Raw genomic sequence first — 23,611 nt, forward strand, 5'->3', positions numbered from 1 at the left:
GTCTCGATGTCTGACAGCACCGTCCTTGAACCGGCGAACGCCTTCCGCTCCACGATGGGCAAGCTCGCCACCGGCGTCAGCGTGATCACGACGCGGACCGCGGATCGCCCCATCGGGATCACGGTCAGCTCCGTCGCGTCCCTGTCACTGGACCCGCTGCAGGTCCTCGTCTGCGTCAGCAACCACCTGTACACCCGCACCGCCATCGAGGAGCACGGCCGGTTCGCCGTCAACATCCTCGGCGAGGAGGGCGAGTACCTCGCCCGGCAGTTCGCCTCCTCCCGCCCGGACAAGTTCACCGGAGTCGACATACAAGAGGACCACGGGGTGCCGGTCCTCAGGGACGCCATCGCGTACCTCGTCTGTGACGTGTCCGACGTCCTGCCCGGGGGTGACCACACGATCTTCGTCGGCGACGTCCGGCACTTCGAGCACATCCAGGACGGCCGGCCGCTGCTCTTCTTCGCGGGTGCGTTCCACGCGCTGCCCGGAGCCGCGGCAGGATGAACCGGCCCGTCGTGCACGATTTCAAGCTGCGACCGCCCATGCCGCACCACCGGCTGGTGCACCGACCGCGTCTGCTTCGGCGGCTGGACACCGCGACCGGAACGCTGGTCGTCCTGTCGGCACCGGCCGGGTACGGCAAGACCGCGCTGCTCGCCGACTGGTCGCGAGATCTCCTGGCGCGAGGCGACTGCGCGTGGCTCAGCCTCGACGCGCACGACAACAGGCCCGACCGTCTGTGGGGCGGCATCCTGCGAGCCCTCCGGCAGGCCCGGCCGGACCTGCGGCTGCCGGAGGGCACCGACGGCTGGACCGTGGACCTATGGGTCGAGGAGATGCTGCCCGCCCTGCTGGCCGCACTCCCCGGCGACAGGCCGCTCACGCTCATCCTCGACGGTGCGGAGAACGTGACGGACGATGAGGCGGCCGGCAGCCTGGGCGACTTTCTCGTCCGGCTGCCGGCCGGCCTCCGCGTCGTGCTGTCGACGCGGTACCGGCCCGGCGCGCCGGTTCCCGCTCTCCGCGTGCAGGGGGCGGTGGCCGAGTTCGACCAGATGGATCTGCGATTCTCCCGGGAGGAGGCCGCCGCGCTGCTCGCCGACGGCCTGGGAGCGTCGCTTCCCCCGGATCGGGTGGAAGAACTCCATGCGGTCACCGAGGGCTGGGCCGCAGGGCTGTGCCTCACCGGCCGTACGCTCGCCGGGCAGGGGGGCGAGGCTCTGCCGCTGCTCGCCCCGGCGGGACGGGTGGTCGCGGACTACCTGACGACCGAGGTACTCGACCCGCTGACGGCCGAGCAGCGCCGTTTCCTGGCTCGATCCAGCGTCCTCGACGTCCTCGACGTCGGAGCGTGCGAGGCCGTCACCGGGAACGATCACGCGGGCCTGCTGCTCCGTGAACTGGCACGGAAGGTGCAGTTCCTGGTGCCCGTCGGTGCCGGGAGGGAGACGTACCGCCTCCACGGCGCCCTGCGGTCGGTCCTGACGACGTTCCTGTCCGCCGAGCAGCCGGCCGGTCCGGCGGAACTGCACCGTACGGCGGCCCGGTGGTACGCCGGGCAGGGGCGGACCGAGTCGGCGATCCTTCAGTCGGCCCTGGGCGGCGACATCGCATCGGCGACGACGACCGTCCTGGACCGATGGGAGGAACCGGTCGCCACGGGGCGGGCGGCGGACGTCGCGCGGTGGCTGCGCATCCTGCCCTCTCGCACGGTCTCGAGCGACCCCCGCCTCTGCGTGGTGGCGGCCATGGCCGCGCTCTCCTGCGGAGACCTGGAAGAGGCCCAGCGCCGGCTCGACATCGTGCAGGGCCCGGCACGCGGTGCCGACGCGTTCGGGCCGGCGACGACGGTGATCGACGCCGCCACCGTCGCGCGGGCCGTGGCGGGGTGCCTGAGGGGCGACATCCAGGCCGCCGACCGGTTGCCCGATGTCGGCGACCCCCGCGACGCACGGGAGCTTCCCACGATGTGGCGGGCGCTCGCCCGAGTCGCCTGCGGTACCGCTCTGCTGTGGCAGGGAGCCTACGAGGAAGCCGACCACCGGCTCAGCGAAGCGGTCCGGGACGCGTACGCCGCCGAGCACACGCTCGTCCTGGTCCGCGCCTTGGGCGCTCGCGCGGTCTGTGCCGCCCTCGACGGTCGCCAGGCGGATGCCCGGCAACTGAGCGAGGAGGCCGTGCGGATCGCCGAGGCGGAGGGGCTGAGCCGCCATTTCGTGGCCGCGCTCGGCCATGTCTGCCGCGGCCGGCTGCTGATCCGATCGGATGCCCTCGATGAGGCGGAGCACTCCCTGATGTGTGCGGAGGAAGCCCTCGCGGCTACCACCGCGGCCGGCGGCGAGCCGCACGCACGGACTTTGTGCCAGCTCTCCCGGGCGATGCTCGAGGACGCGCGCCGCGATGCCGATGCCGCGCGAGCGGCGGTCCGTGCCGCCGTTGACACGGCGGCGCGCTGTGAGTCGCCCGGCGTCTTGGGCGACCTCCTCATCCGGGCGGAGACGCGCTGCTCCCGGACACGACCCGCCTCCGGCCACGTGGACGCGCCGGCCGTGCGGGAGCTGTCGCCCACAGAACGGCGGGTGCTGCGTGCGCTGTGCGGCCCGCTGACCCTGAAGGAGATCGCCTCGGAGCTGTACGTCTCCCACAACACGGTGAAGACCCAGGTCAGAGCCATCTTCCAAAAGCTCGACGCGCACAGCCGCAGCAGCGCGATCGTCCAGGCACGCGAGCGCGGTCTCCTGTAGCACCTCTGGTGTCGGACGCCGGCCGCCGCGTCAGACGCTGGTCACGACCTCCTCGTAGTCCAGGCGCGGGGAGCGGGCGAACCAGGCGTTCTCACCGGGCTTGCCGATGTTGACGACGGCCAGCACCCGGTGGTCGCCTTCGGGGAAGAACTCCTTGCTCAAGCCAGCCGCGTCGAAGCCCGTCATCGGGCCGGCGGCGAGGCCGGCGGCCCGTACGCCGAGGATGAAGTAGCCGACCTGGATGGCGCCGTTGAACGCCGCGGACTGCTCGCGCACCGAACGCTCGCTGAAGAGTAGATCCTTGGCCTGCGGGAAGCGGGGGTAGACCCGCGGCAGGCTCTCGTGGAACTCGAAGTCGGCGGCGAGGATGGCGGTGAGAGGGGCCTTGGCGGTCTTCTCCTTGTTGCCGTCCGTGAGGTGGCCGACCAGACGCTCACGCGCCTCCTGGGACCTGACGAGCACGATCCTCAGCGGCTGCTGGTTCATCGAGGTCGGGGCGTACTTGATCAGATCGTAGATGGCCTGGATCTGGGCATCGGTCACCGGCTCGTCGGTGAAGGCGTTCGCGGTCCGGGCGTTGCGGAACAGCAGGTCCTGAGCCTCAGCGTCGAGCAGGATCTCGGTGTTGGCATCTGCGGGCATGGAGAAACCTCCGGTCGGATTCGGTAGTGGCCACGGTGACGCGCGGACGCGTCGCCCGTGGCCGGAAGGATTCCCCCCTACCGCCCTCATCTGGTGAAAAGCGTTAGAGGGGAGGATTTGGGACGCTGACGGCGTCGTCCGACGGACTCAGCTTTTAGACGCGTCCTGGCGGCGGGCGTAGTCCGCCTGCGCCGAGTACGCGGACCCGGTGTTTTCGGCGTCGTGCGTCTCGATGCCGCAGACCTTGCGGGCGAGGTCGGCGATCGGTCCACCGGGCGACAACTCCGCGCGCTTCATGGTGAGCGTGCGGATGGCCAGCAATGGGGTGCCGTTGAAGTTCTCGAATGTGCTGATCCGGCTGCCCCAGTCGGACAGGAACAGGTCGCGGATCACCCTGCTGATCTTCAGCCGGTCGTGTGGCTTGCCGACCGGCCCGGTCTGCAGCGCCTCCAGCCATGGCCGCAGCTCGGGCCGCTGCCACTGGCCCTCGGTGGGGAAGATCAGCGATGCACGGCCGGCGAGATCGACGATCTCGTGCACCAGCTGGGCGACGTTCTCCAGGTAGTACGCGCGACCGAAGTCGAACGTCAGTACGTTCGGCTTGTACAGGCCGCCCGGCGTCGTGAAGCCCTCGACCTCCGAGGCGATCACGTGCGCCTTCAGGGTCTGGTGGAAGCCGACGAATTGGGCCAGCCGGGTCTGAACCGGGGGCAGCCGGTAGGTGCCGATGTGCTCGGTGATCAGCAGCGCGACGCCCAGCATGAGCTCCGCGCGGACCATCTGGCGAACCAGCGCCTGATAGTGCAGCCAGTCGAACACGCGCTGCGGGTAGAGCGAGGTGTGTTCGGGGTTCCCGACGTGGAACACCCGCTCCCATGGGATGAACACGTCCTCGAAGATGATGATGTTGTCCAGCTCGTCGCCCTTGGCGGCGAGCGGATGTTCGACGTCCTGCCCGTCCCGCACGTTGCTTTCGCGGGTCACCAGCGTGACCCCCGGCGTGTTGGGCTTTACGGCGCCGAAGATGACCTGCTCCGGCAGGATGCCGGGACGGTAGAAGACACCGATGTGGATCCAGTCGGCGAAGGCCGTGCCGGTCCCGATCGCCTTGACACCACGGACGACGATGCCCTCGTCTGTCGTCTCGACGATCCGCAGAGCGGGGGACTCGGCCTGCGCGGACTCGCGGGAGCGATCCGTCTGCGGGTCGACGAAGGCCGGTGTGGCGTTGAGGTCGCCCTCACGCACCAGGTTCCAGAAGTCCAGGATCCCCTTGGTGAGGTCCCGGCCGCCCGTGCCGACCGACTGGGTGCTCCAGGGCTCCGGGTCGTCGACGTAGGTGAGCAGCACGTAGTTGTTGACGTCCGGAGTCCGCGGGGTCGAACCGCCGCCGAGCTCGCGCAGCACCGTCTCCATGTAGCGCCGCTTGCGCTGCAGGTCCTCCAATGTGCGGTGCTGGAACCACGTCATGGAGCGGCGTTCGCCTGACTCGTCCACGAACGTCATGACGTCCGTCAGATCCGCACGGTGGTGCAGGTCATAGAACTCCGCGATGCGCTGGGCGTAGGCCCGGGTCTTGGGGTGCGTCGCCACGTTGTCGACGAGCTCGTCACCCACCCATACCTTGCGACCGTCGTTGAGCGACTCCAGATAGTCCTTGCCGGTGCGCAGCATGCCGTGCGCCTCCCTCCCGTACGTCCGAACACGACGAGGTCAGGATCGCCTCCGACAGGGTGAACCGGACGTGTCGCCTGCGATATCACCCGGGGTGAAACGCCGTCGCCGGCCGTCCCGCCCGGCCCGTGGCCGTGGACGGACGACACCGAGGCGGGAACGCCCGCAGACCGTGACAGCGGTCGCCTGCAGACCGTGACGGCGGCAACGTCCGGTACCGTTGCGGGCGATGACCGCTCTGGACTCCCTTGCCGGGCTCTCCGTCGGTGACGCGTTCGGCGCCCAGTTCTTCGCCGCCGAGAACAGACGGCTGCTCCTCGACGAGACGGCGGTGCCGCCGGCTCCCTGGCCGTGGACGGACGACACCGAGATGGCCTGCAACCTCGTCGATGTCCTGCAGCGGCACGGGGAGGTGGACCGCGACGCCCTCGCCGCCGCGTTCGCGGATCGTTACGACCCCTACCGCGGGTACGGACCGGGCACGGTCGTCCTGCTGCGCGCCCTCCGCGACGGGGCGTCCTGGCGGACGGTCTCCCCCGCGCAGTTCGGCGGCCACGGTTCGATGGGCAACGGGGCCGCCATGCGCGCCGCCCCACTGGGCGCCTATTACCCCGGTGACCTCGAACGGGTCGCACTGGAGGCCGCCGCTTCCGCCGTCGTCACGCACGCGCACCCGGAGGGCATCGCCGGTGCCGTCGCGGTGGCGATCGCGGCCTCGTATGTCGCGCGCGGTGACGCGGACGGGCTGATGGACGCCGTCCTCGCGCACACCCCGCCCGGCGCCGTGCACGACGGCGTCCGCAGAGCGGCCGGTCTACTCGACCGGACGCGTGAGGAGGCGGCGTACGAACTCGGCAACGGTTCGCGCGTCCTCGCGCACGACACCGTGCCGTTCTGCCTGTGGGTCGCCGCCCGCCATCTCACCGACTACGAGCGGGCGGTGCGCACCTGCGTGGCCGTCGGCGGGGACATCGACACGACGGCGGCCATCACCGGCGGCATCGTCGCCGCCCACACCGGCGCCGGCGGCATCCCCGAACCCTGGCTGGCGGCCCGCGAGCCCCTGCCCGGCTGGATCGCGGAGTCCAAGGCGCGTCGATGAACCGCCATGGCCGCCACCACCCTGCGCGGCCCATGCCTTCCTCGCCCGGGGCGGCGCGACGACGGCGGAGGCCGCCCGCCGCCGTCGGGTGCCCCGCGCGGCACCGCCGTTCGGGCCACGCCCTCTCGGCCTCAGGGGGTGCAGGTGTACGTCGTCCAGTTCTTCGTGGACTTCGCCTTAATGATCCAGGCGATCGTCTGCCCGTGCTTCACATAATGGCACTTGCCACCGATCTTCAGGGTCTTGTTGTTGACCGGCTCTTTTCCGATCTTCCACTTATCGCAGTTGTGGTAATGCATGGAGATCTTGCCATGGCCGAGGTTGGCCGTCGACGTGCCACAGCGCCAATGGGGATCGGCGTGTGCGGCAGGAGAAACGGTGGCCAGCAGTCCGGCCGTCATCGCCAGACTCGCGAGCGCCGTGCGGGTGATACGGCGATTCTTCATCCGATTCCTTCCACGAGGCAGGACTCCTCCATCGAGCCCTCCTCCGTCGGCGGGATGGTCCCGGGCCACCGGCGCTGCGGGATACGACGCCGGGCCAGTGCACCCGCTGATCACTTTCTCGCGTCGGAAAGAACCGATGCCAGAGCCTGCAGCCCCAATCTCAGCGCTCCGCACTGAGCCCACAGCCCCAGCGTTCCTAAGACAGGGGCAGAGACGCCCTACAACCGCCGCTCGGCGCGCCGTTCGTCTCCGGCCGGCGCGGTCCAGGCGGCCAGAAGCTCAAGCCCGGCCGCGAGGCGCCTGGCGCCGCCGGCCTGGCGATCCACGTGCATGCGGACGGGTCGTGAGAGAGACGCCGAGGTCACCCGGCGCTCCCACACCGTTCGTGGCGACCTCGGCGTTCCACCCCTTCCGTCGTCCGGGAGCGCCGGAAGGTTGCCGTCCTTCCGCGGAATTTCCGGTACGGCAGAAGGGCGCCGGGGTCACGGCGCTCCCACCGTTGGGTCGACCCCGGCGCCCCGTCTGTCGGTCGCCTCCCGGGAGGGCGCTGTCCCGTCCCGGGAGGCGAGCCCCCGGCCTCCGGTCAGCTCGGAGGGATGAGATAGGGGGTGAGGTAGGACTGCTTCGTCGTGTTGACCGTGGTCCAGTCGTCGTTCAGGATTCCGCCGGTGTCACCGGAGTTGGGGTTCCAGCACCAGTACGTGAAGCTGATCCCGCCGCTGCCCTGGCCGAGGTAGGCGAGCAGCGTCTTGAGCCAGGTCTGGTCGCGCGGGTCCTGGAGCGTCGTGCCGAACTCCCCGAGGAGGACGGGCGCGACGTTGTTCTTGTACAGGTAGCCCCAGTTCCTGTCCCAGATCCCGGCCAGGTTGTTCGGGAAGCTCGGGTCGGAGAACCACGGCTGCGGGTAGACGGAGGTCGCGTAGTCGTGCGCGGAGTAGACGAGCCGGTTCGCGACGTTCAGGCGCACGGGGGCCGAGGCGGCGCCCTGGAGGTTGCCGCCCCACCAGTAGCCGTTGCCGTTGTAGCTGTCGACGCCCTCGACGATGATCAGCCAGTTGGGGTTGACCGACAGGACGGCGTTGCCGGCGCGCTCGGCGGCGAGCCGCCAGTCGGTGGTCTGGTCGCCGCAGCCCCAGCAGGCCGGGCTGTGCGGCTCGTTGTGCAGGTCGGCGCCGATGACGGTGCTGTTGCCCGCGTAGCGCTGGGCGAGCATCTTCCAGTCGGAGATCCACCGTGACTCCGGGTACGCGCTGGTGTACCAGAGCGCGGACTGGCTGCCGGAGTCGGGCCGGTGCCGGTCGAGCACGACCTTCAGCCCGATCTGCCCCGCGTAGGCGATGATCTTGTCGACGATCTGCAGGCCGGTCAGGCCTGCGAGGTCGGGGTTCTTGTTGTAGTCGATGCTGTTCGGCGTGGATCCGGAGTCGAAGAGCTGGTTGGAGTACGGCAGCCGCAGCGTGTTGTACTTCAGGCCCTTGATCTGGTCCAGCATGTCCTTGTAGCCGCGGCTCCACAGTCCGTGCGGCGCGTACGTGCTGGTCTCGGCGCCGAACCAGTTGATGCCGGTCATGCGGACGGGCTGGTTCTGGGAGTCGAGCAGCTGCCGGCCGCTGGTGTGCCAGTAGCCGGAGCCGGCGGCGCTCGCGGGGCCGGCCCGCCCGACGATCGGCACGAGGGCCAGGGCGAGCAGCGCGACGATGGTGGTCACGACGGCGGGGATGCGGCTGAGCGGTGAGGTCAACGAGACTCCATCCGGCGGTTCGGGCGCGGGGCGGGGAGGCGTGGTGCCGTTGCCGTCGCGCGGATGCGTGGTCCCCCGTGGAGGGCCGGGCGGAGGCGGCATGAGGCACCGCCTCCGCCCGGCGTCGGTGGCGCGGGTCAGGCCCGCGTCGTGGTGACCGGTGCTCTACTGCACCGGCGGGTAGGCGTTGGTCAGGAGCTGGTGGAACATCGCGGAGAACCAGTGACCGGACAGCGGGGCGTTCGCCAGGGCACCGGTCGGGCTGTTGCCGTTACGGGCGTTGCCGCCGTAGGTCGGGTCGCACATCCGGTCGAAGCCCTTGCCCTCGTCATTGGGGATGCTGGTGCTCGACCCGTCGGACTCGCCCGGCGGCTTGACCCAGACGTAGGCGTCGATCCCGGCGGCCGGGGCCGCGGTGGGACGCTCGCCGAGACCGGAGCCGGACTGGTTGCACCAGTCTCCCGCGTGCGGGCGGCGGTCGACGCGCGACTCGTTGATGAAGGTGTTGATGTCGGTCGACGTGCTCGCCTTGGTGGGCCGGTTCGGGCCGCCCCAGCCGTTGCGGGACGTGTCGATCAGCATGCCGATGCCCGAGTTGAACCCGTCGGAGATCAGCTGGTTACGGAACGCCGTCGCGAAGGACGACTCGTCGACGTACCGGTTCCAGTCGATCCACTTGGACGGGCGGGTCTGGTCGGTGACGGTGATGAACGGCTCCTTCAGCGCCGAGTAGTTCGCGGTGTTGACGATGAAGCCGTCGACGCTGGAGACGCCGGCCGTGGCGCCCTTGGCGACGTTGGCGAACAGCGTGGCGGCGGGGCCGAAGTTGCTGTCCCAGCCGAGCCATGCGTGGTGCCCGGCGTCGATGTAGTTGTAGACGTTGGAGATCGCGTGCAGCTTGTTCAGGGCGTACTGGACGCCCTTCACGTAGTTGCCGTTCTGGTTCATCGTGTCGCACTCGGCGGTGGCGCCGGGCGTGCCGTTCGTATTGGTGACCAGGTTCGGCAATGAGTCCGGCTCGATCACGTTGATGATCTTCAGGTTGGCGTACTTGGAGTCGGCCATGATCGCGGCGATCGGGTCGATGTACTGGTGTTCGTACTTGTCGAGGTCCGTCGGGCCGAGCTCGCCGTTGGACGCCAGCGCGGCGCAGTCGCGGCCGGGCAGGTCGTAGATGACGAACTGGGCGTACGACGCGCCCTGGGACAGCGCCGCGTCGAGGTGGGCGCGCAGGCCCATCGCGCCGCTCACGCCGTTGATCGCCGCGATGCGGTCCAGCCACACGGCGGTCGGCTGGCCGGCGATCGCGCTGCCTCCGTCGGCCCTGGCCTCGGCGGCCCACTCGGAGTTCACATAACCCTTGCCGCCGGCATACGGGTTGTCGGCGTGTGATCCGGGCGGTGTGGGCGTCGGGGTCGGGGTGGGCGTCGGGGTGCCGGGCGACCCGTTGCAGGTGGTGCCGTTGAGGGTGAAGGACGTCGGGGCGTCGTTCGTCCCGGAGAAGGAGGCGTTGAAGCCCAGCGACGTCGACGCGTTGGTGGCCAGGCTGCCGTTGTAGGACAGGCTCTTCACCGTGACGTGCTTGCCGGACTGGGAGAAGGTGCCGCTCCAGCCCTGGCTGACCTGCTGGTTCCCGGCGAAGTCCCACTCCAGGGTCCAGGAGCTCACCGCGTCGCCGAGGTTGGTGATCCCGAGGTTGGCGGTGAAGCCGTTGCTCCACTGGTTCACCGAATAGGTCACCGTGCAGGCGACCGCGGCGCGGGCCTGCGTGACCGCGACCATGATCAGACCGAGGCCGAGCAGTAGTGCGCTGAGCACCACCGTGGCCCGGTTCAGAGGACGTGCTCTCATCGAGGGGGTTCTCCTCACTGGTTGAACAGCTGGCCGTAGGTCGCCATCGCCATCGCGATGTCCGCCTGCGCCCAGAACCGGTGGTAGTTGAAGACCGGGGCCGCTCCGCCGTTCAGGTACGTCTGCACCTTCGACCAGCCGGGGTCCTGCTTGTACCAGGAGCGGATGGACAGGAACGTCGCGTTCGAATCGATCGTGTCGCCGTTCGGCATCGTGCCGGTCCAGCCGGAGGGCACGTAGACGCCGTCATGGTTGGGGGTGGAGGTGCTGTAGGCCTGGGTGAACCGGTTGTAGTCCGTACGGGTCTCCGGCACCGAGATGCCGATCCCGTCCTGGTTCTTGGTCCACATGTCGTCGAGCAGCGTCTGCGCGGTCGACCGGGCCGTCGTGCTCCCGGACTTGGCCGCGTAGTAGGCCAGGGTCTTGGCGTACGCCGCGGTCACGCCGACGTCGTTGGTGTAGTCGGCGATGGTCACGTGCAGGCTCGCGTTGGAGCCGGGGCTGGAGGCGTTCCAGGTGTCGGGCTGGCCACTCCAGTGCAGGGTGGAGGGGATCTGGTAGGTGCCGTCGGCGTTCAGCTTGGTGTTGGCCGTGGCCCAGGTCACCCACTTGTCCAGCAGCGTCTTGGCGGTGCTGTCACCGGTGACGTAGTAGTACTCGGCGACCCGCTCCATCGACCACGCCTGGAAGCCGAACCACTGGTTGCTCGGCGGGTCGTGGTAGACCGGCTGCCAGTCGTAGGCCATGCCGTAGAAGGTGGAGTCGCCGGACGGCGGCGTGCCGTACGCCCCGCCCCAGCTGTTGGTCGCCCCGCCGGCGATGGCGCCTTCGGAGGACTGCAGCCAGCGGTAGAACTCCAGCTGCCGCTGCAGGCTCTTCTTCCAGTCGTCGGTGCCCGTCGCGGACTTCGGCTGCATCGCCGTGTCGTTGGTGAGGGCGTAGGCCGCCATGGGGTTCTGGTAGCCGGAGTGGGAGGCGCCGTCGCCGATCCGCCAGGCCCAGCCGGCGCTGGAGTCGGTCGCGCCGCCCCAGGCGTAGTACCACGACAGGAGGTAGTGCGCGCTGTCCTTGCCGGTGCCGGCCGGGCAGCTCGGGCTGGTGCAGTTACCGATCTTCTTGAAGTACTTGTCGAAGAAGGAGTACCGCAGGTAGTCGCCCATCTTGCCGGCCTTGGCGACCGTGGCGGACACGTCCGAGCTCTTGCCCTGTTCCTTGGCCCACGTGTCGGCCCAGTACGCGGCCTGAATGGCGCGCGCGTCGGCGTCCGGGGCGTCGGTGTACTTCCACTGCTTGGCGTAGCTCGAGTCCTTGATGAACAGGTCCAGGTAGCCGTTCTTGCCGCCGTAGGCGAACTTGTCGCAGGTCGGCTGCGGGATCGTCTCCCACACCGACTCCTGCGGGCCGCGCTGGTAGCTGTTGATGTAGGACGGCGCCTTGGTACTCGGGCCCTCCTCGCAGCCGCCGCCGGGGGTGTCGCCGTAGCCGTAGGTGTTGTCGACGTCCTGCAGCCAGTGCATGCCGTAGACGTCGTCGGTGCCGTACGCGGACTTCAGCTCCGCGGCGATCGGGTCCTGGCCGACGGAGACGCTGGAGTCGATCTGGGAGGGGTACTGCTCCGGCAGGTCGTGCTCGGCCGCGTACGTCGCCGGCTTGCTCGCGTTGTAGAAGCTGTTGGTCGGCTGGTCGGCGTGGGTCGGGATCATGTACTTCTCCATGAGCGCCCACGCGTTGTTGAACTTGCTCCAGTCGCCGGTGACCTTCCCGTAGACCGCCTGCATCCAGATCAGGTAGCTGTAGGCCTCGGAGGTGGTCTCGTGCCCCTGGTCGGGCGCCTCGACCATCAGCGTCTCCACCGAGTGGTACGGGATGCCCTCCTTGCTGAAGTAGCCGTTGGCCGGGTCGGTGATCTTGTTGTAGAGGGTAAGGAAGCGGTCCTCGTACGCGCCGTTCGACTTGGTCTCGGTGACGGTGACGCTCGCCGTGTCGTACCCGGTCGCCTTGGCGGTGAAGGTGGCCGCGCCCGTGCCGGCGGCGTCCGCGCTGATCGTGACGTTCTGCGCGGTCGACCAGTTCGACGAGGTGAAGGTGAGCGTTCCGCCCGCGGAGACCGACAGGCCCGTGTTCCCGCTGGCCCGCGCGACCGTGACGGTCACGCCGGCGGACGGCTGGCTCGACAGCTTCACGCCGAACGTCCCGGTCTTGCCCTGCTGGACGGTCAGGGCGGTCGGGCTCGCCACGACGGCGGGACCGCTGGCGACGTGCACGCCGACCGGCGTGGACTCGGCCGTGGCGCCCTGGCTGTCGTACGCCTTGGCGTACAGCGAGTAGTCCCCGGCCGGCACGCTCGCCCAGTCGAAGGAGTACGGCGAGGAGGTGTCGGTGCCGAGCAGCGTGGTGTCGTTGTAGAACTCGACCTTGCTGATCGTCGCGCCGTCGTTCGCGCTCGCCGTGGCGGCGAGCGGGATGGTCGCGCCCGAGCTGTACGTCGAGCCGGCCGCCGGGCTGGTCAGCGCCACGGTCGGCGCCTTGTGCGCGCCGGTGCAGGTCGTCCCGTTGAGGGAGAACGACGCCGGCTTGGCGTTCGTACCGCTGTAGCTGAAGTTGCCGCCGATGCTGAGGCTGCCGTTGGTGGCGATCGCGCCGTTGTAGCTCAGGCTCGTGACGGTGACGTCCTTGCCGGACTGCGACCAGGTGCCGCTCCAGCCCTGCGTCAGGGTCTGGTTTCCGGTGTAGGAGTACTTCAGCGTCCAGCCGTTGATCGCGGGTCCGAGATTGGTGATCGTGATGTTGGCGGTGAAGCCCGAGCCCCAGTCGTTGACCGAGTAGTCGACCTTGCACTGCACGTCGGCGGCGCGCGCTCCGGGACCGGCGACCAGCACGCCGGCCAGGAGCGACAGGACGACCATGAGCGGTCGCCACCTCTGCCGTCTCTTCATTGGCGGTTTCCTCCTGACGGGGATCACCACCGGCCCGCCGGGGCCGGCTGCTGAGGGGGTACGGCCGTACGAGGCCGGGCTACGCGGAGTCGCGGATGATCAACTTGGTGTTGAGCACGACGCCCTGGCCGGAGGACGCGTCCCCGGCGATGCGGCCGAGCAGCTCCCGTGCCATCCGGACGCCCATGTCCTCGATCGGCTGGCGTACGGTCGTCAGCCTCGGACGGACCCGGCCGGCGATCGGCGAGTCGTCGAAGCCGACGACGGCCACGTCCTCGGGGACCCGGCGCCCGGTGCGCCGCAGGGCGCGCAGCGCCCCGACGGCCATCTGGTCGGAGGCGGCCAGCACGGCGTCGATGTCGGGTCTGCGGTCCAGCAGGCGGTTCATCGCGTGCTCGCCGGACGCCTGATGCAGGTCGCCATAGGTGATCAGTCCGGAGGTGGGCAGGCCGGCGTCGCCGATGGCGGCGCGGTAGCCGGCCAGGCGGTCGACCCCCAAGGCCCGGTCGGGCGGCCCGGCGATCGTCCCGATCGTCTGGCGTCCGCACTGCAGCAGGTAGTCGACCGCCGTACGGGCTCCGCCGCGGTTGTCGGCGTCGACGTACGGCAGCGGCGTGGTCCAGAGCGGCCGGCCTGCCAGCAGGACGGGAACCCCGGTCTGGCGCAGGGCCATGGCCGGGGCGCCGTGCGCGCTGATCAGCAGCACGCCGTCGGCGCGGCCGCCGCGCAGATACTCCGCGACGGTGCCCCAGCGGCCGGCCCGGCCAACAATCAGGACGACGAGCTCGCGTTCGTCGCCCAGCTCGCGCCGGACGCCGGAGAACAACCGGGCGAAGAAGTGATCGGTGAAGACGCGGGCGTCATCCTCGCAGACCACGGCCGCGATCGACCCGCTACGGCGATCCGCGGGGGCGGCGCGGTGTCGCACGTAGCCGAGCCGTTGGACGGCCTCTTCGACGCGGGAACGGGCGCGGGGGCTGACCCGCGCGGTCCCGTTGATGACACGTGACGCGGTGGCGGGCGAGACTCCGGCGAGGGCGGCGACGTGGGCGAGCGTCGGCGTCTCGACGGCGGTACAGGAGGGTGCGGAGAGTTCCCTTCCGTTCACGGAAATGACTCCCTTCGGGCGCTACGGCTCGAGTGGCGGGGTGTGGGAGCGCTCCCACCATCCAAGGCGCGCGAAGAGGTTGTCAAGGGGAATGTATCAACCGTGTAAACGGGGAGTTTCGTGACGACGATCGCCGTGTGTCCGTCCCCGCACGCGAGCAGGCGGCTTTCCCGTCCGCCTCTCGGCGCGGCCCGGCGAAGGGCCTTGAAAGACCATGAAAGAGGAAGAAAGGCGTGGCGCTCAGGGCAGCCAGGACACGTGGCCGTGCAGCAGGGTGTACCCGACGAACGTGACGGCGTCGATCAGCGTGTGCGCGACGATGAGCGGCGTGGCACGACCCCACCGCCGGTACAGCGCTCCGAACAGCAGGCCCATGATGACGTTCCCGGCGAAGCCGCCGAACCCCTGGTAGAGGTGGTACGACCCGCGCAGCACGGCACTCAGCGTCAGGGCCCGGCCCGGCGACCAGCCGAGCTGGGACAGCCGGTGCAGCAGGTAGCCCGCGACGATGACCTCCTCGAGGATCCCGTTCTGGGCGGCGGACAGCAGCAGCACCGGGATCCGCCACCAGACGGCCGGCAGGTGGGCCGGCACGACGGCGAGGTTGGCCCCGGAGTAGTACGCGGCGAGGTAGAACGCGAGGCCGGCGCCGCCGACCGCGGCGGCCAGGGCGGCTCCCCGCAGGGTGTCCCGCAGTGGTTCGCGCCGGTCCACGCCCAGAGTCGCCAGTGACTCTCCCGAGCGGGCCAGCAGGTAGGCGACGAGCGCCACCGGCGCGAGGGCGCTGGCGATGCCGAACAGCTGGAACATCAGGTCGATCCAGGGCCGGCCGGGCGCGTACGAACCGACGATCAGGGCCTTCTGGTGCGACAGCGCCTTCGGCGCGGTGAGCGAGGCGATGAGCTGCAGCAGCGCCTGGACCCCGCTTGCGCCGAGCGAGACGGCGAAGACCACCCAGATCTCGGCGGTGAGCAGCCGCCGGCTCACCGGCTCGGCGCGCAGGTCGGCCACGGTCATCGAATCCACCGCGGGTCGCGCTTGTCCAGGAACGCCGCGATGCCCTCCCGGGCCTCCTCGGAGGCGAACCGCTCCGCGGACAGCTCGGCCATCCGCGCGAAGTCCTCCTCCAGCGACGCGCCCGGCACGGTGCGCGGCAGTCGCTTGGCGAGGGCGAGGGCCTCCGGGGCTCCGCGCAGCAGCATGCCGGTGTAGTGGGCGACGGCCGTGTCGAGCTCCTCCGGAGTCACGACGCGGTTGATCAGCCCGATCTCCTGCGCCCGCCGGGCGTCGAAGACCTCGCCGGTCAGGAAGTACTCGGCCGCGGCACGCTGTTCCATGCGGCGCAGGCAGGTCACCGCGATCATGGCGGGCACCACGCCGAGCCGCACCTCGCTGAAGGCGAACGTCGCGGTGTCCGGCCCGACGGCGATGTCACACGCGGTGACCAGCCCGAGCCCGCCGGCCCGCGCGGGCCCGTTGAGCCGGGCGACCACCGGCTTGGGGCTGTCCCAAATGAGCGTCAGCAGCCCGGGAACGTCCGGTGGGGGCTCGCCCGCCGCCTGCTCCTTCAGGTCCGCGCCCGCGCAGAAGACCGGGCCGGTGCCCGTGAGCACGACCACGCGCACGGCGTCGTCCGCGATGACGGCGATGAGCGTCTCGCGCAGCTCGGTGACGAGCCGGCGCGACAGCGCGTTGCGGTTCCCCGGCGAGTCGAGCGTGACGGTGGCGACGCCGCCCTCGGCGGCGAGACGGACGAGCGGTTCCATGGGTCACATCTTGGTGCATCGGGCGGGCCGGATGGATCACGGGGTACGCGGGCGTCAGAGTGCCCGCCGGGTCGGCCGCCGGCGAGGGTGCGGCGCGGTGCGGCCGTCCGCGGCGCGTTCCCACCTCGGCGTCGGGTTCACCCCCGGCGTTCCTGCCGATCGGCCTCCGGCGAGGGAGCGGCCAAGTGCAGCGGTCCGCGGCGCCTTCCCACCTCGATCGCGGGTTCACGCGCGGCGTCCGGAGTCAGCTCTCGGCGACGACGGCGAGGACGGCGCCGGTCTCGACCTGGCGGCCGACCTCGGCGTGCAGCGCCGTGACGACCCCGTCGGCCGGGGCGAGGATCTGGTGCTCCATCTTCATCGCCTCCAGCCACAGCACCGGCTGCCCGCGCTCGACGGAGTCGCCCTCGCGCACCGCGACCCGTACGACGGAGCCGGGCATCGGCGCGAGCAGCGTGCCGGGCGCGACCTGCTCGGCGGGGTCGGGCAGGCGCTCGACCGGGGTGAGCCGCACCGGGCCCAGAACGGACTCGACGTGCACGCTCCGGTCGTACCACGCCACGGCGAACCGGAGCCGTACGCCGCCGGTGTCGAGGACGACCTCGGCGGGCTCGGCGGACACCAGCGTGACGTCCGGATGGCCCTCGGCGACCAGGCCGCCGCGGGTGAGGCGGTAGGCGGCCTCCGCCTCCTCGAAGACGGTGCGCTGCGGCTGGGACGGGACGTTGCGCCAGCCGCTCGGCAGGTCGCGCAGCACGGGGGCCGCCCGGCGGTCGGCGGCCGCGCGCGCCAGGGCGGCGGCGAGCGCCGACAGGCGTACGGCCTCCTCACCGGCGAGTGGCGCGGCCGTCGGGTGGCGGTCCAGGAAGCCGGTGTCGGTCGCGCCGGCGCGGAAGGCGTCGTGACGCAGCGTGGTGACGAGCTGCTCGCGGTTGGTGACGAGCCCGTGAATGCGGGCCCCTGCCAGGGCGGCGGACAGGCGGCGCACCGCCGCGGCCCGGGTGGGCGCGTAGGCGATGACCTTGGCCAGCATCGGGTCGTAGTGCGTGGAGACGACGCTGCCGGAGACGACGCCCGCGTCCAGCCGCAGCCCGTGACGTCCTGAGTGGACGGCGAACTCCACGTCCACGCCCGGGATCGCGAAGGCGTGCAGCGGGCCGCTGTGCGGGCGGTACCCCTCGGCCGGATCCTCGGCGTAGAGCCGCGCCTCCACCGCGTGGCCGCGCGGGCGGGGCGGATCGCGCAGGACGGCGCCCTCGGCGACCTCGATCTGCAGCGCGACCAGGTCCACGCCGTACACGCACTCGGTGACCGGGTGCTCGACCTGCAGCCGGGTGTTGACCTCGAGGAAGAAGAAGCCGCCGTCGGGGGCGAGCATGAACTCGACGGTGCCGGCACCGGTGTACCCGATCGCGCGGGCCGCCGCGGCCGCCGCGTCGGACAGGCGCCCGCGGAGCGCGGCGTCGACGGCCGGGGACGGGGCCTCCTCGATCACCTTCTGGTGGCGCCGCTGGATGGAGCACTCCCGCTCCCCCAGGGTCCAGACCGTGCCGTGGGAGTCCGCGAGCACCTGCACCTCGATGTGGCGGGCGCCGGTCAGCAGCGGTTCGCAGAACACGGTCGGGTCGCCGAACGCCGATGCCGCCTCCCGCCGGGCCGACTCGACCGCGCCGGGCAGTTCCTCGGCGGTGCGGACGACGCGCATGCCCCGGCCGCCGCCGCCCGCCGACGCCTTGATCAGCACGGGGAAGTCGGTCACCGAATCCAGGGGCGGCTCCGGGAGGACGGGCACGCCCGCGTCCCTCATCAGCCGCTTCGCCTCGATCTTGGAGCCCATGGCCACGATGGCCGCCGGGGGCGGCCCGATCCAGGTGAGCCCCGCGGCGATGACCGCCTCGGCGAACGCGGCGTTCTCCGACAGGAAGCCGTAGCCGGGGTGGACGGCGTCCACGCCGGACGCTCTGGCCGCCGCGATGATCGCCTTCTGGTCGAGATAGGTCTCGGTGGGGGTGGCGCCCGGCAGGCGCACGGCGAGGTCGGCCTCGCCGGCGTGCGGCAGGGCCGCGTCCGGGTCGGAGAAGACGGCGACCGTGGTGATGCCGAGATCGCGGCAGGTGCGGAACACCCGGCGGGCGATCTCGCCACGGTTCGCGACGAGCAGTCGTGAGATCATCGCCTACATCCTGAAGACGCCGTAGCCCTGCGCGGGCTCGTCGGCGGGTGCACTGTTGATCGCGGACAGGCAGAGGCCGAGGACGGTGCGGGAGTCGCGCGGGTCGATGACGCCATCGTCGTACAGCCGCCCCGACAGGAAGAACGGCAGCGACTCGGCCTCGATCTGCCGCTCGACCATCTCCCGCATCCGCGCGTCCGCCTCCTCGTCGTAGTCCTGTCCGCGCGCCTGGGCGGCCTGGCGTCCGACGATGGACAGCACGCCGGCGAGCTGGGCCGGGCCCATCACCGCGGACTTGGCGCTCGGCCAGGTGAACAGGAAGCGCGGGTCGTACGCGCGGCCGCACATGCCGTAGTTGCCCGCGCCGTACGACGCGCCCATGACCACGGTCAGGTGGGGCACCCGGCTGTTGGACACCGCGTTGATCATCATCGCGCCGTGCTTGATGATGCCGCCCTGTTCGTACTCCGCGCCGACCATGTAGCCGGTGGTGTTCTGCAGGAACAGCAGCGGCGTGCCGGTCTGGTTCGCCAGCTGGATGAACTGCGCGGCCTTCTGCGCCTCGGCGCCGAACAGCACGCCGCGCGCGTTGGCGAGGATCCCGATCGGGTACCCGTGCAGCGTGGCCCAGCCGGTGACGAGGCTGTCGCCGTACAGCGGCTTGAACTCGTCGAAGTCGGAGCCATCGACGATCCGGGCGATCACCTCGCGCGGGTCGAAGGGGACCTTGAGGTCCTCGGGGACGATGCCGAGCAGCTCCTCCTCGTCGTACGCCGGGGGGCGTGCGGGGAGCGGCTCGCGGCCCTGCTTGCGCCAGTTCAGCCGGGCGACGATGCGGCGGCCGATCCGCAGCGCGTCGCGCTCGTCGGCGGCCATGTAGTCGGCCAGCCCGCTCGTGCGGGCGTGCATCTCGGCGCCGCCGAGGCTCTCGTCGTCGGACTCCTCACCGGTGGCCATCTTGACCAGCGGCGGGCCGCCGAGGAAGACCTTGGCGCGCTCCTTGACCATGACGACGTAGTCGCTCATGCCGGGCAGGTACGCGCCGCCTGCGGTCGAGTTGCCGAACACGAGCGCGATCGTGGGGATGCCGGCGGCCGACAGCCGGGTCAGGTCGCGGAACGTGCGGCCGCCGGGGATGAAGATCTCTTTCTGGGTCGGCAGGTCCGCGCCGCCGGACTCGACGAGATTGATCACCGGCAGGCGGTTGCGCAGCGCGATCTCGGAGGCCCGGAACGACTTGCGCATCGTCCACGGATTGCTGGAGCCGCCGCGTACGGTCGGGTCGCTGGCGGCGATCACGCACTCGACGCCCTCGACCACGCCGATGCCGGTGACCACGCTCGCGCCGACAGTGAAGTCGGTCCCCCAGGCGGCCAGCGGCGACAACTCCAGGAACGGCGAGTCCGGGTCGATCAGCAGCTCGATCCGCTCCCGGGCCAGCAGCTTGCCGCGCTTCCGGTGCCGTTCGACGTACTTCGGGCCGCCGCCCGCGACCGCCTTGGCGTGCTCGGCGTCCAGCTCCGCCAGCTTGGCCAGCATCGCCGCCCGCCGGGCCGCATAGGCCGGGCCGGCGGTGTCGAGCGCGCTGGTGAGAACCGTCATCCGTCCATCCCATCATCCCCATTCATCCATCCCCGTCCATCGAGTGTGACTCCTCCCCCTGGATGAATCCGGGGGGCTTCTCCTGTCGGTGGCTCAGGCCACTTCGGGAAGGACCAGCCCGGCCCTGATGGCGACGTTGAGTGCGCCGACCTGATCGGCGTTGGCGGTGTGTCCGCACTGGGTACACTCGAACTTCTCTTGAGTGGTGCGGTTCTCACCGGACACGTGCCCGCAGGCGGGGCAGGTACGGGAGGTGTTGCGAGGGTCCACCGGGATCAGTACGCGACCGGCGCTTTCAGCCTTGTACGCGAGGATGCCCAGGAACACCCCCCAACCCGCATCATGGATGCTCTTGTTCAGCCCGGTCTTGGCGGCGGCACCGTTCGGGAAGAACGCCCCGGTGTTGTCAGGGTCAGGCTTTGGCTTGGGTGCGCGGACCATGTTCGCGATGCTCAGCCGCTCGTGGGCGATCACGTCGTAGATACGGACCAAAGCGAGCGCGGTTTTGTGTGCGTGGTCGGTGCGCTGACGACGCACCGTGCGGTGCAGCGCGGCGACCTTCTCCACAGCCCGGCGGTGCTTGGCACTGCGGTTCTCCCGCTTACACCGGGGAAACTCCTTCAGGGCGCGCTGAGCCTCAGCGAGGGCGTCGGCGTTGCGCTTGCCGTGCCGGGGATTGGGCCGGTGCTCACCCTCGCTGGTGGTGAGGAAGTGAGCTATCCCCATGTCGATACCGGTCACGGCCCCGGTCGCGGACAGCGGCTCGACCGGTACCTCATCACAGGCGAGAATCACATACCACTGCTTGCCCTCACGCTTGACAGACACGGTCTTGACACGGCCCCTCACGCGCCGGTGCTGGTGCACCCGAACGTGCCCGACACCTTGGAAGCGAACACGGGTGACAGGGTCGTGCGGGGTGGAATCCCAGCGGCAGCCATCGCCGTCCTTGGGAAAGTCCACGGTGTCGAACCAGTTCACGCCCCTGAAGCGGGGATAGCCGGGCTTCTCCCCCGCCTTCACCCGGCGAAAGAACGCCTGAAACGCCCTATCCAGACGACGCAACGTCGCCTGCTGAGAGGAAAAAGACCAGCGGCCTTGCCTCTCCGGGTCGAACGCCCGGATCTCCTTGAGCTGCGCGGACTGCTGCCCGTACTTGATACGCGTCTTCGACGGGTGGCGGTAGGCGTCACGGCGCTCCTGCAACGCGCCGTTGTAGAGAGAGCAGTGATCCCGCAGCATCTCATCGAGGGCCAGGCACTGGCGGACAGTGGGGCGCAGGAGGAACTTATACGCGCGGTGCACGCTCGCCCTCCTCCTTCCGCTTCTTCATCCAGGGCCGTTCCCACTGAGTGTTGATGTACTTCTCGACCGTGTCCGCGCCGACCACACCGACCGAGGCGACGAAGAACGATGACGACCACAGCGTGGGCATCCGCGACTTCAGGTGCGGGAACTCCTCCCGAAGCACGCGGGAGGTGAAACCCTTGAACTGGTTCGCCACATACGACGCCGACGCTTTCGGCTCATGCTTGACGAACAGGTGCACCTGATCGGGCATCACCTCAAGGCCGACGATCTCCCACCCCTTCTCGGCCGCCTTCTGCTCGATCAGCTCACGCAGCCGGACCGCGACCCGGCCACCGAGCACCCGACGGCGGTACTTCGGGCACCACACCACGTGGAGCCCAAGGTCGTACACGCCACCGGAATACCGGCGAACCTTCCTGGCCACAGTCACGAGACTCCTTATACACGAGGCATACATCTAGCCAAGGCCAAAAGTGCAGATCCGTGCCGCGCAGTTGAGGTCAGACCAGCCCAAAGAAGCGATTCCCCCCACACCTGAAGGCACAGGCGTCCCTTGCTGGCTGGCTGGCTGGCTGGCTGGCTGGCCAACCGCACTGGCGCGACGGAAGATCACCGGCCTGGCGAATCGAATCTCAATTGGTCCGATGGGCTCTCATTCGGTCGCCTGCCCGGCCCCACGAGATCTCACTCGGTCGTCTGCTCGGCGGCCCCCGCCTGGATGGCCTTGGCGAACCGGGTGAGGAGGGCGCGGAGGGCGTCACGCTCCTCGGGGGTGAACTCCCCGGAGATGCGGCGCTCGATCGCCGAGGCTCGCGCGTCCGCCTGCTCCAGCGCGGCCCGCCCCTTCTCCGTGAGCCGCGTCTCCAGGACGTTGCGATGCCAGGGGTGCGGGGTGCGCTCGACGAGGCCGCGCTCCTCGAGATTTTTCAGCACGCCGGTCATCGCCTGTGGCGTGACCACGCAGGCGCGAGCCAGGGCGGCGCCCGACATGCCGGGGTTGTCGGCGAGAACGTACAGCGCGGCGTACTGCGGGACGGTCAGCCCGGCGACCTTGACGGCGGCGTGCTTGGCCGCCATGAGCTCCTGCTCCACCCGCTTGAGGTCCATTCCGAGGCGTTCGTCCAGCGGCATGCCCATGCCCGGATCATACAGGCCCGTTCATCCATACCGAGCTTGACAGTCATCAAGGTCTTGATAAGTTGCGGGCCGTACCGAACCGATTCGCCTGGCGGCCGACCGGCCCGCCCGAGACCCGACCGGAGACATCCGATGACCACACAGACCCCCATCCCCGACAGCCACCGCGACCTGCTCGAGCGCCCGCTGTTCGCGCACCTGGCCACGGTCGGCCCCGGCGGCCGGCCGCAGGTGACCCCGGTGTGGGTGCTCTGGGACGGCGAGTTCCTCCGCTTCACCACGACGACCGACCGCCAGAAGTGCCGCAACGTCCGCCGCGAGCCGTCCGTCGCGATCTCCATCAACGACCCCGACCGGCCGTACCGCTATCTGGAGGTGCGCGGGCTGATCGAGCGCGTCGACCCCGACCCCGAGGGCGCCTTCTTCGACGTCCTCGCCCGCCGCTACAGGTTGCCCTACGACCCGCCGGTCGGGGACGCGGACCGGCGCGTCGTCCTGGTGATGCGCCCGACTCACGTCACTTCCCAGTAGCGCGTCAACTTGGGTTGACAGCCGACTGGTTGTCAACCTATGTTGACGGCATGAGCGACGGAGTCCAGCTCGCCCAGGAGGCGAGCAGCCGCGACCCGGCGATCGGGTTGCGGGCGGTGCGCGCGCTGCGCGAACTCGCCGAGCGCCTCGAGGGGCTGCAGGTCGAGAACGCGCGCGACCAGGGATGGTCCTGGCAGGAGATCGCCGTCTGCCTCGGCGTCAGCCGGCAGGCGGTCCACAAGAAGTACGGCGCAGGCCGGCGGATTCTCGGGAAGGAGCGGTAGGGATGTTCGAACGGTTCTCCGAGGAGGCCCGCTCGGTGGTGCGACTCTCCCAGGAGGAGGCCCGGCGGCTGCACCACCCGTTCATCGGCACCGAGCACCTACTGATGGCTCTCCTCGACGAGGGGCACGGCCCGGCGGCCCAGGCACTGATCGACCAGGGCCTCACGCTGACCGGCCTGCGCGACCGGATCGTGCGCCTCACCGCGCCGTCCGCGAACGAACTCGACCCGGAGGCGCTCGCCACGATCGGCATCGACCTCGAGCAGGTGCGCCAGGTGACCGAGGCGAGCTTCGGCCCCGGCGCGCTCGACCCGAAGGCGCGCAAGGCCGCGAAGAAGGGACACATCCCCTTCAGCAAGCGCGCCAAGAAGGTCCTGGAGCTGTCGCTGCGCGAGTCACTGCGGCTGGGACACAACTACATCGGCACGGGTCACGTGCTCCTCGGCCTGATCCGTGAGGGAGACGGCCTGGCCGCCCGCACCCTCACGGAGAGCGGCGTCGACCTGTCCGCCCTCCGCGACGACGTCATCCGGCGCATCCCCCCGAAGGCGGCCTGACGA

General features: G+C 70.2%; 19 protein-coding genes and 1 pseudogene. 6 read left to right on the forward strand and 14 right to left on the reverse strand.

Annotated elements, in window-relative coordinates; genetic code table 11:
* Positions 1–6: 6 nt before the first annotated feature.
* Positions 7–507 carry a flavin reductase family protein gene (locus NE236_RS33845; RefSeq protein ID WP_252846307.1) on the forward strand — a complete coding sequence of 167 codons (501 nt, stop codon included), beginning with the start codon at positions 7–9 and terminating at the stop codon, positions 505–507.
* Between the two features lie 11 nt (positions 508–518).
* Positions 519–2,747 (forward strand): helix-turn-helix transcriptional regulator, encoded by a 2,229-nt coding sequence (locus NE236_RS44790; protein WP_252846308.1) that lies wholly within the window; start codon positions 519–521, stop codon positions 2,745–2,747.
* Between the two features lie 30 nt (positions 2,748–2,777).
* Here NE236_RS44790 and NE236_RS33855 read toward each other — a convergent pair whose 3' ends face one another.
* Both NE236_RS33855 and NE236_RS33860 read right to left on the reverse strand, forming a co-directional pair.
* Complete coding sequence (locus NE236_RS33855; protein ID WP_252846309.1) at positions 2,778–3,389, reverse strand: malonic semialdehyde reductase; 612 nt, start codon at positions 3,387–3,389, stop codon at positions 2,778–2,780.
* Between the two features lie 147 nt (positions 3,390–3,536).
* On the reverse strand, positions 3,537–5,063 hold the full coding sequence (locus NE236_RS33860) for a 4-hydroxyphenylacetate 3-hydroxylase family protein (protein ID WP_252846310.1): 1,527 nt from the start codon (positions 5,061–5,063) through the stop codon (positions 3,537–3,539).
* 229 nt (positions 5,064–5,292) lie between these two features.
* Here NE236_RS33860 and NE236_RS33865 point away from each other — a divergent pair, with 229 nt between their 5' ends.
* A complete protein-coding gene (locus tag NE236_RS33865; protein WP_252846311.1) occupies positions 5,293–6,165 on the forward strand; it encodes an ADP-ribosylglycohydrolase family protein in 873 nt (290 codons plus the stop codon).
* Positions 6,166–6,296: 131 nt separating this feature from the next.
* On the opposite strand, the gene NE236_RS33870 is transcribed toward NE236_RS33865, so the two are convergent.
* The 12 genes from NE236_RS33870 to NE236_RS33925 all read right to left on the reverse strand — a co-directional run bounded on the left by NE236_RS33870 (position 6,297) and on the right by NE236_RS33925 (position 22,236).
* Positions 6,297–6,611 (reverse strand): hypothetical protein, encoded by a 315-nt coding sequence (locus tag NE236_RS33870; protein ID WP_252846312.1) that lies wholly within the window; start codon positions 6,609–6,611, stop codon positions 6,297–6,299.
* Between the two features lie 583 nt (positions 6,612–7,194).
* On the reverse strand, positions 7,195–8,352 hold the full coding sequence (locus NE236_RS33875) for a glycoside hydrolase family 5 protein (RefSeq protein WP_252846313.1): 1,158 nt from the start codon (positions 8,350–8,352) through the stop codon (positions 7,195–7,197).
* Between the two features lie 165 nt (positions 8,353–8,517).
* Entirely contained in the window at positions 8,518–10,203 is a 1,686-nt protein-coding gene (locus tag NE236_RS33880; RefSeq protein WP_289851216.1) for a glycoside hydrolase family 6 protein, read from the reverse strand.
* A 14-nt stretch (positions 10,204–10,217) separates the two neighbouring features.
* Positions 10,218–13,139 (reverse strand): glycoside hydrolase family 48 protein, encoded by a 2,922-nt coding sequence (locus tag NE236_RS33885; RefSeq protein ID WP_252846314.1) that lies wholly within the window; start codon positions 13,137–13,139, stop codon positions 10,218–10,220.
* A gap of 79 nt (positions 13,140–13,218) precedes the next feature.
* On the reverse strand, positions 13,219–14,247 hold the full coding sequence (locus tag NE236_RS33890; protein WP_252846315.1) for a LacI family DNA-binding transcriptional regulator: 1,029 nt from the start codon (positions 14,245–14,247) through the stop codon (positions 13,219–13,221).
* 240 nt (positions 14,248–14,487) lie between these two features.
* Positions 14,488–15,264, reverse strand: a complete 777-nt coding sequence (locus NE236_RS33895; protein ID WP_252846316.1) for a CPBP family intramembrane glutamic endopeptidase — start codon at positions 15,262–15,264, stop codon at positions 14,488–14,490.
* Positions 15,261–16,013: an enoyl-CoA hydratase-related protein gene (locus tag NE236_RS33900; protein WP_252846317.1), complete on the reverse strand. Its 753-nt coding sequence runs from the start codon at positions 16,011–16,013 to the stop codon at positions 15,261–15,263. Before NE236_RS33900 ends, NE236_RS33895 begins: the two co-directional genes overlap by 4 nt.
* Positions 16,014–16,257: 244 nt before the next feature.
* A complete protein-coding gene (locus NE236_RS33905) occupies positions 16,258–18,186 on the reverse strand; it encodes an ATP-binding protein (protein WP_252846318.1) in 1,929 nt (642 codons plus the stop codon).
* Positions 18,187–18,189: 3 nt separating this feature from the next.
* Positions 18,190–19,788 (reverse strand): acyl-CoA carboxylase subunit beta, encoded by a 1,599-nt coding sequence (locus NE236_RS33910; protein ID WP_252846319.1) that lies wholly within the window; start codon positions 19,786–19,788, stop codon positions 18,190–18,192.
* 93 nt (positions 19,789–19,881) lie between these two features.
* Positions 19,882–21,093 (reverse strand): RNA-guided endonuclease InsQ/TnpB family protein, encoded by a 1,212-nt coding sequence (locus NE236_RS33915; protein WP_252846320.1) that lies wholly within the window; start codon positions 21,091–21,093, stop codon positions 19,882–19,884.
* A complete protein-coding gene (gene tnpA / locus NE236_RS33920) occupies positions 21,077–21,523 on the reverse strand; it encodes an IS200/IS605 family transposase (RefSeq protein ID WP_252846388.1) in 447 nt (148 codons plus the stop codon). Before tnpA ends, NE236_RS33915 begins: the two co-directional genes overlap by 17 nt.
* A 260-nt stretch (positions 21,524–21,783) precedes the next feature.
* Positions 21,784–22,236 (reverse strand): MarR family winged helix-turn-helix transcriptional regulator, encoded by a 453-nt coding sequence (locus NE236_RS33925; RefSeq protein WP_252846321.1) that lies wholly within the window; start codon positions 22,234–22,236, stop codon positions 21,784–21,786.
* 132 nt (positions 22,237–22,368) lie between these two features.
* On the opposite strand from NE236_RS33925, the gene NE236_RS33930 reads away from it, so the two are divergent.
* The 3 genes and pseudogenes from NE236_RS33930 to NE236_RS45325 form a co-directional block, all read left to right on the forward strand.
* Positions 22,369–22,767: a PPOX class F420-dependent oxidoreductase gene (locus tag NE236_RS33930; protein ID WP_252846322.1), complete on the forward strand. Its 399-nt coding sequence runs from the start codon at positions 22,369–22,371 to the stop codon at positions 22,765–22,767.
* Positions 22,768–22,817: 50 nt separating this feature from the next.
* On the forward strand, positions 22,818–23,051 hold the full coding sequence (locus NE236_RS33935; protein ID WP_252846323.1) for an RNA polymerase subunit sigma-70: 234 nt from the start codon (positions 22,818–22,820) through the stop codon (positions 23,049–23,051).
* A 2-nt stretch (positions 23,052–23,053) separates the two neighbouring features.
* Positions 23,054–23,584, forward strand: a pseudogene (locus NE236_RS45325) (Clp protease N-terminal domain-containing protein); the annotation flags it as partial.
* Between the last annotated feature and the right edge of the window lie 27 nt (positions 23,585–23,611).

This window comes from Actinoallomurus purpureus (genome assembly GCF_024055795.1).
In the GTDB taxonomy this organism is placed as follows: domain Bacteria; phylum Actinomycetota; class Actinomycetes; order Streptosporangiales; family Streptosporangiaceae; genus Actinoallomurus; species Actinoallomurus purpureus.